The 7,010-nt window shown below is 41.6% G+C and carries 8 protein-coding genes and 2 pseudogenes; 9 read left to right on the top strand and 1 reads right to left on the bottom strand.

The genetic code is table 11. The features are described 5' to 3' along the window. Nucleotides 1–98, top strand: a pseudogene (locus tag GTU69_RS14685) (IS5/IS1182 family transposase); the annotation flags it as partial. A 1,238-nt stretch (nucleotides 99–1,336) separates the two neighbouring features. Here the strand turns inward: GTU69_RS14685 and GTU69_RS14680 are convergent. Next, a pseudogene (locus GTU69_RS14680) lies at nucleotides 1,337–2,054 on the bottom strand (IS5 family transposase). Nucleotides 2,055–2,291: 237 nt separating this feature from the next. On the opposite strand from GTU69_RS14680, the gene GTU69_RS14675 reads away from it, so the two are divergent. The 8 genes from GTU69_RS14675 to arsB all read left to right on the top strand — a co-directional run bounded on the left by GTU69_RS14675 (nucleotide 2,292) and on the right by arsB (nucleotide 7,006). Continuing rightward, nucleotides 2,292–2,609 (top strand): hypothetical protein, encoded by a 318-nt coding sequence (locus GTU69_RS14675; protein ID WP_205683552.1) that lies wholly within the window; start codon nucleotides 2,292–2,294, stop codon nucleotides 2,607–2,609. Nucleotides 2,610–2,844: 235 nt separating this feature from the next. Then, the gene (gene arsC, locus GTU69_RS14670; protein ID WP_166171552.1) at nucleotides 2,845–3,279 is read left to right on the top strand and encodes an arsenate reductase (glutaredoxin); all 435 of its coding nucleotides are present in this window, start codon (nucleotides 2,845–2,847) and stop codon (nucleotides 3,277–3,279) included. A 115-nt stretch (nucleotides 3,280–3,394) separates the two neighbouring features. After that, nucleotides 3,395–3,682, top strand: a complete 288-nt coding sequence (locus GTU69_RS14665) for a metalloregulator ArsR/SmtB family transcription factor (protein ID WP_086197131.1) — start codon at nucleotides 3,395–3,397, stop codon at nucleotides 3,680–3,682. After that, the gene (locus GTU69_RS14660; protein WP_166171550.1) at nucleotides 3,683–4,705 is read left to right on the top strand and encodes a permease; all 1,023 of its coding nucleotides are present in this window, start codon (nucleotides 3,683–3,685) and stop codon (nucleotides 4,703–4,705) included. It begins immediately after the preceding gene. 19 nt (nucleotides 4,706–4,724) lie between these two features. Beyond that, the gene (locus GTU69_RS14655; RefSeq protein WP_166171548.1) at nucleotides 4,725–4,964 is read left to right on the top strand and encodes a thioredoxin family protein; all 240 of its coding nucleotides are present in this window, start codon (nucleotides 4,725–4,727) and stop codon (nucleotides 4,962–4,964) included. A 192-nt stretch (nucleotides 4,965–5,156) separates the two neighbouring features. Further along, a complete protein-coding gene (locus GTU69_RS14650; RefSeq protein ID WP_086197128.1) occupies nucleotides 5,157–5,477 on the top strand; it encodes a metalloregulator ArsR/SmtB family transcription factor in 321 nt (106 codons plus the stop codon). A gap of 6 nt (nucleotides 5,478–5,483) precedes the next feature. Beyond that, the gene (locus tag GTU69_RS14645) at nucleotides 5,484–5,954 is read left to right on the top strand and encodes an arsenate reductase ArsC (RefSeq protein WP_166171546.1); all 471 of its coding nucleotides are present in this window, start codon (nucleotides 5,484–5,486) and stop codon (nucleotides 5,952–5,954) included. An 11-nt stretch (nucleotides 5,955–5,965) separates the two neighbouring features. After that, nucleotides 5,966–7,006, top strand: coding sequence for an ACR3 family arsenite efflux transporter (arsB, locus tag GTU69_RS14640; RefSeq protein ID WP_166171544.1), 1,041 nt, complete (start codon nucleotides 5,966–5,968; stop codon nucleotides 7,004–7,006). The last annotated feature ends 4 nt before the right edge of the window (nucleotides 7,007–7,010 follow it).

The raw sequence follows: 7,010 nt of genomic DNA, 5'->3' as shown, positions 1-7,010 counted from the left end.
AAAATGCTTTTGCGAGATTAAAACATTTCCGTGCTATTGCAACTCGATTTGATAAACTAGCACGCAATTATAAATCTATGATCCGTATAGCCTGTTAAGCAGCCACATGATAGTGTAAGCAGTTCACAGTCAAATTCAATCACCAAAATGGGGCTTTAAATCCTAAATTAGCATGTTTATGTTACAGTGACCGAAGTGTACATTGATGCACTAAGTTGATTTAAAAGTTCGCCAAATGATGGGCTTTTTTATTCCCTGAGAAATGTCATGTGTAAGCAATATCAGGACCACCAGATTCTAATTATGTCGAATTTTCGATAATCAAACCTTTCGAATTCGAAACCATTAAAACCATATCGAGTAGCAATTAAGTTTTTCTAATAATTTAATCAAATTAAAATTATGTGATTTTTGTCACATTATGCCACTGAATATTATTTTATTAGTGTACAAAATAGCCAACAGAAACTGCTGTAGTTTCTGAATGACTTCCCAAAGTCCTTAGTTTATAAGCCCACATCAACTACTACTGAAGTGGGCTTTTTTTTGTATGAAATTTAGGAGAAAAGCAATGCTCCAATTCCTAATGTGTTTATTTGGCTTTCATGGTGCGATAGAAATTGATTACACAATTGATGATGATGAAATCAAAGTGTGCCGAGATTGTTCGAAAGAAGTTAAATAATCAAATCAAAAAAAGCATAAACTTCATAATTGGTTTTTAATTCATATTAATTTTTGGAATATAATGTTAATTGCATCACACTTTAAACATAGTATATTAGTCTGGATTAATTTCTTCATAGAAATATTTTTAAGTCTTCTGCCTGAACCTTCCCTGAGATGCAGGTTTTTTTTTGACTAAAATTTTTCTGGACGCATTACGGCACATGAAGGCTCTGCTAAATATATGTGTGCTATCAATTAGCGTCCACATAAGTTGTGAATTTAGTGTGATGTTTATCATAATTTTACAAAATATTGTGATTGTAAAAACATTAATAAATGATTACTCTTCTTATAGTTAAGGTGCTCTGATTATCACTCTCAATAGCCGAAAATAGCACAAAGATCGGCTTTTTGCCCTTTGCCCGCGGATGATCAACAAAGCGGGCCTTTTTTATATTAAATAAGCTCATTTAGCCAATAATCTGTAAAATTAATGTGATTTTTTTCACGAAATTATTAGATAGATTAATTGTTATCACATTTTATTCATGGTAATTTAATAAACATTAAGCAAATCTCCGATCGCTTAACTTTTGCTTGGCTTTCTCCGAAGTCCAAGCTTCTTTAGGGCGTGTCATCAATTAAGCCATATCATGATTGAGGCAAGCTAGATCGCTGACAGGAAGTTTTGAGCCAATTTATCATAGCGCGTAGCAATACCTCGATACTGCTTGAGCTTGGCGAAGAAGTTCTCGATCAGATTCTTGCCTTATAAAGACGTTGGTCATAATCACGCTGATCAATCGCGTTACTTTTGGACGGCATCATAATCTGACCATTGATCTTATGGATTGGATCAATCACCCGATCCTTGGAATTGTAGGCTTTATCCATGAGCCAAGTCTGACTTAACGATAAGTCCAGCATCACATCAGCACCATTTAAGTCATGAGCCTGCTCGGCAGTGAGATAAAATCCTGTTGGGTTGCCTAAAGCATCAGTACGAGCATGAATTTTGGTACTTAAGCCACCTTTACTGCGTCCAATCGCCTGTTCTTTTTTTTTCCGGCACTGTGTTGATGAGCGCGCACAATGGTTGAATCCAGCATGGCATATTCATTATCACTATTCCTTGCCAGCACTTCAAAAACTTTCTGCCATACGCCTGCTTTAGCCCAACGGCTAAAGCGAGTGTGCACGGCTCAAAAATCCCCAAAGCGTTCTGGTAAATCTCGCCACGGAATACCTGAACGATACCGATACAATACTGCTTTAACAAATAGCCTGTTGTCTTTGGCAGTTACTCCAACAGTACTCGCTCGTCTGGGCAACAGATCCTTAATCTGTTCCCACTGATCATCTCTTAATGCATAGCGTTTAGTGATAAAAAAATAATGAGGGCAGATTAGATTTTCTCAAGCTAATTGATGACAGGCACTAGTTACTAGATAGTAAATTTAGCTGAAAGCACTTAAGCATATAACACCCTGCTACGTAGTAGATATTGGTGGGGGCTTTTTTCATCCAAAGGTAAATGAAAACGAGTCAAAAAATTAGGTAATAGGTGTGTAGGGTGCTGAGATTAATACAGATTATAATAGTGTAACTGTTACACATCAAGAATGGATTATCCGGATCCACAGGATGATGGTGATAAGACAACGTACTTACCAGCTGGACATTTTTATGATGTTATTGCTGGTGAATATGTCACTTCAATCCATTTCCAAAATGGTCCGGTAAAAGAAAATGGTGTGAATGGTGCAACCAGTGAAGCATTACTTGCAATCTTGATCCACTGCACCAAAGTTTTGAACGATAATTTCTCCTGTGATGAAAATAAGTGTGCTATTTCCTATATGGAAAATGCTTTAGCATTGTTTGAGCAACGTACCAAAGATTGTCAAGTTAGTGGTGTTAAAAGCCAGAACATCGCTTAATTAATTATTTGATCTACCAAACCCCAAAGTATTTCAAATGTTTAGGAGTTTAGGGAGGAGAGTTCCCTATGACCTGATTCAATAACCTAGATATGAGATGGTCACACTTGGAAGCAGCATCAAATGTTTGTAGACACTCCATTCTCAGGTGAATGCTACAAATGAATATATTTCATATTGCGAATATACGTATATTCATATATAAAGGCATGATTCATTTATAAGGGTAAAGCTCATGAATCAAATGCCAAAAGTCCAAATTTATCATAACCCAGCCTGTGGCACGTCACGTAATACGCTGGCGTTAATTCGCAATGCGGGAATTGAGCCGGAAGTGATTGAATATCTGGTTACGCCACCCTCTAAAGATCAGCTGGTCAATATGATTCGGGACGCCGGTTTAACGGTTCGTGAAGTCTTGCGTAAAAATGTCCATCCCTATGCCGAGCTAAATCTGGATGATGCGAGCTGGAGTGATGAGAAACTGGTTGATGCCATGCTGCAGCATCCAATCCTGATCAACCGTCCGTTGGTGGTCACCGAGTTCGGAACGCGTTTATGCCGTCCTTCCGAAGTCGTGCTGGATATTCTGCCTTTGCCTCAATTAGGAGCCTTTGCCAAAGAAGACGGTGAATTCATTATTGATGAACAGGGCAATCGGCTGAAATAAAGCGTCTTGGATAGCAAAAAACCCTAATTTGATTAGGGCTTTTTTGTGAAAATACATTGACGATGATCAATATAATTTACATACTGGTGAAATAGGTCCTTGATGGATAAAGGAATTGGATCATCAGCAGGCAGTTTCCCTGTATCAGGTTTTGACGGATAAGACCCGTCTTCAGATTCTGCAAATGTTACAGGCAGGGGAGTGTTGTGCATGTGAATTGCTCAAGAATCTGTCGATTAGTCAATCAACCTTATCTCACCACATGAAGTGTTTGACTGAATCGGGTCTGGTTAAAGGCAGAAAAAACGGACGCTGGATACACTATTCACTGAATCCCATCCGTGCTCAAGAACTGTCTCTATTTACACAAGCACTATTATTCCCCCAAGACCAGGAGATTTAAATGGATCAAATAATTGTCCTCTTTGCTTGGTTGAATAACACTCTGCTCAAAATGACCTGGTTGTCAGAGGGTGTGCGCTGGCTGGTTGAAAATGTCTTCGGTTTATCTGTCGCAACCCGTCTGGGTGGCAGTATTCACTTCTTTATCTATGATGTCTTCAAGATCTTTATTCTGCTCTCGGTTCTGATCTATACCCTGTCGTATATCCAAAGTTATTTTCCGCCTGAACGCACCCGGCAGATTTTAGGCCGAATGACCGGGATCAAAGCCAATATCATGGGGGCTTTACTCGGCACCATTACGCCATTTTGTTCCTGTTCCTCGATTCCTCTGTTTATCGGGTTTACCCGTGCAGGATTGCCTGTGGGGGTGACCTTTTCATTTCTGATCTCATCTCCGCTGGTCGATCTGGCTTCGATTATTTTATTGGCCAGTATTTTTAACTGGAAAATCGCCATGATCTATGTACTACTGGGTTTAGTGCTGGCGGTATTGGGTGGCTCCTTGATTAGCTATCTGAAAATGGAAAAGTATGTGGCTGAGTTTGTGACCCATCATCAGGCGATTCCGGGAGAAGATGAAGATTTCAGTATGACCGCGAAAGAGCGGCGCGCATTTGCCTGGGAACAGGTGGTGGAGATTTTTAGCAAGGTCTGGATCTATGTGTTGATTGGGGTAGGGATTGGTGCGGCGATTCATAACTGGATTCCTGAACAGTGGATTACCGCCTTGCTTGGTCAGGAACACTGGTATTCTGTACTGATTGCCACGATTATAGGTATGCCAATGTATGCGGATATCTTTGGTACCTTGCCGATTGCGGAAGCACTCGTGACCAAAGGCGTGGGTTTGGGGACGGTATTGGCCTTTATGATGGCGGTCACTGCACTTTCCCTGCCATCTCTAATCCTGTTAAAGCAGGTAGTGAAAACGCGCTTATTGGGCCTGTTTGTTGGCATTATTTTTGTGGGAATCTTGATTATTGGCTATAGCCTGAATATTTTGGGTTACTGGTTTTTGTAAAATGTTTGGAGAATAAAAGATGAAAATTAAAGTCTTAGGTACAGGTTGCCGTAAATGTAAGGCACTGTTGGCGGCAACCGAAGAAGCCGTCAAAAGTACCGGTGTGCAAGCAGACATTGAATATGTTACCGATATGATGCAGATTGCCGAAATCGGTCTGCTAAGCACACCGGGTCTGATGATTGATAATAAAATTGTCTCCAGTGGTAAAGTTCTGGAAGGTCAGGCTGTCGCGGAACTGATCGAGAAAAATAAATAACTTCAAAATTGAAGTTATAGAGAAGAAAACCAGTGGTTTAAGCCGCTGGTTTTTCTACATTGGAAAAAGAGGAAAACTGTTAAATCCAGCGCTTTCTGGAAAGCATATCCTGATCCGGATATAATTTTTGACAGGTCGTCTTTACTATATATATGGATATGTATATATTTGCATAACAGAATGGGAGCAGCTATGGACCACGTTCAGTTTTTTAAATGTTTATCTGATGAAACACGTCTCAGTATTGTCCTGCTGATTGCACAAAACAAAGAACAATGCGTCTGTGATCTGACCGATAAACTCCAGTTAAGCCAGCCGAAAATTTCACGCCATTTGGCTTTGTTACGTTCTTGTGGTTTGCTTAACGATCGCCGGCAGAGCCAATGGGTGTATTACAGCATCAATCCGCAATTACCGGTCTGGTGTTTTGAAATTCTAGATGTACTGAAACGTAGCGAAGTTCCGGTTTTATTCAATTCTTCCGCTCTATCGATTCAGAGCCATTGCGAGTAAGTTTTCATGAAGTTTTTATTTTTATGTACCGGCAACAGTTGCCGCAGTATTCTCTCTGAAGTGTTGTTTAACAGCCGCGCACCAGAAGGCTGGGTGGCTTATAGTGCCGGCAGCAAACCTTCTGGTCAGGTACATCCCTTGACAATTAAGACTTTGCAGAATTTGGGTTTATCCACTGAAGGTTTATCCAGCAAAACGATTGATGCCTGTGAACAGTACCAGCCAGAGGTGGTGATTACCGTCTGTGATGCGGCTGCACAAGAGGGGTGTCCATTGTATCTGGGGGGAGCGATCAAGGCGCATTGGGGGCTGTCAGATCCTTCGCATCTGGATTTACCCAAAGAAGAAAAATTACAGGTCTTCTTGACCACGGTAGAGCACATCAACAAACGCCTGGATGCTTTATTTGCCTTGGATCCAGAAAAAATGAGCCGTCCGGAACTCATTGCCGCAATCAATCAAATTTCTCATCTTTAATCGAGCCGATCATGTCTAAACCCGGATTGTCCTTTTTAGATCGTAACCTGACCCTGTGGATCTTTGTGGCCATGGCATTGGGTGTGGCGATTGGGGTGTTTTTCCCGCAAGCATCGACAGCACTGGATGCCATGAGCATCAACTCGGTCAATCTGCCGATTGCGATTGGCCTGATCCTGATGATGTATCCGCCATTGGCTAAAGTCGATTATGCGACTTTGCCACAGGTGTTTCAGGATAAAAAGACCTTGGCCTTGTCCCTGATCCAGAACTGGCTGATTGCCCCGGTGCTCATGTTTGTACTGGCCATCGTCTTTCTCAGCGATTATCCGGAATATATGACTGGTCTGATCCTGATTGGTCTAGCGCGCTGCATTGCCATGGTGCTGATCTGGAATGGTCTGGCTTGTGGTGATAACCAATACGGTGCTGCATTGGTTGCGTTTAACAGTATTTTCCAGATTCTGTTCTTCAGTAGTTATGCTTGGTTCTTCCTGACCTATTTTCCACCATTTTTTGGGGTGGAAGGGCATGTGATCCATGTTGATTTCTGGACGATTGCCAATGCCGTCTTGATCTATCTGGGGATTCCTTTCCTGATGGGTTTCCTGACCCGCCTGTCGTTGGTCAAAGCTAAAGGGCTGGACTGGTATCAGACCCGGTTTTTACCCAAAATTGGCCCGCTCAGCTTACTTGCCTTGCTGTTCACCATTGTGGCGATGTTTAGCCTGAAAGGTGGCGATGTGGTGAGTTTGCCGATGGATGTGTTACGCATCGCGATTCCATTGACGCTTTACTTTGTGCTGATGTTCTTTGTCAGCTTCTTTATGAGCAAATGGATGGGCAATGACTATCCGAAAACCACGGCTATTTCATTTACTGCTGCAGGCAATAACTTTGAGTTGGCACTGGCAGTTGCGATTGCGACCTTTGGTCTAGCTTCTCCGATTGCCTTTACCACCATTATTGGGCCTTTGGTGGAAGTGCCGGTGCTGATTGCGCTGGTCAGCGTATCGTTATGGCTGAAGAAAAAATATTACCCTAATTCTTAAGAGG

It is taken from the genome of Acinetobacter sp. SA01 (assembly GCF_011319235.1).
Lineage (GTDB): Bacteria > Pseudomonadota > Gammaproteobacteria > Pseudomonadales > Moraxellaceae > Acinetobacter.
The sequence above is the reverse complement of the archived record's forward strand: the minus strand, read 5'-3'. Positions and strand labels throughout refer to the sequence as shown.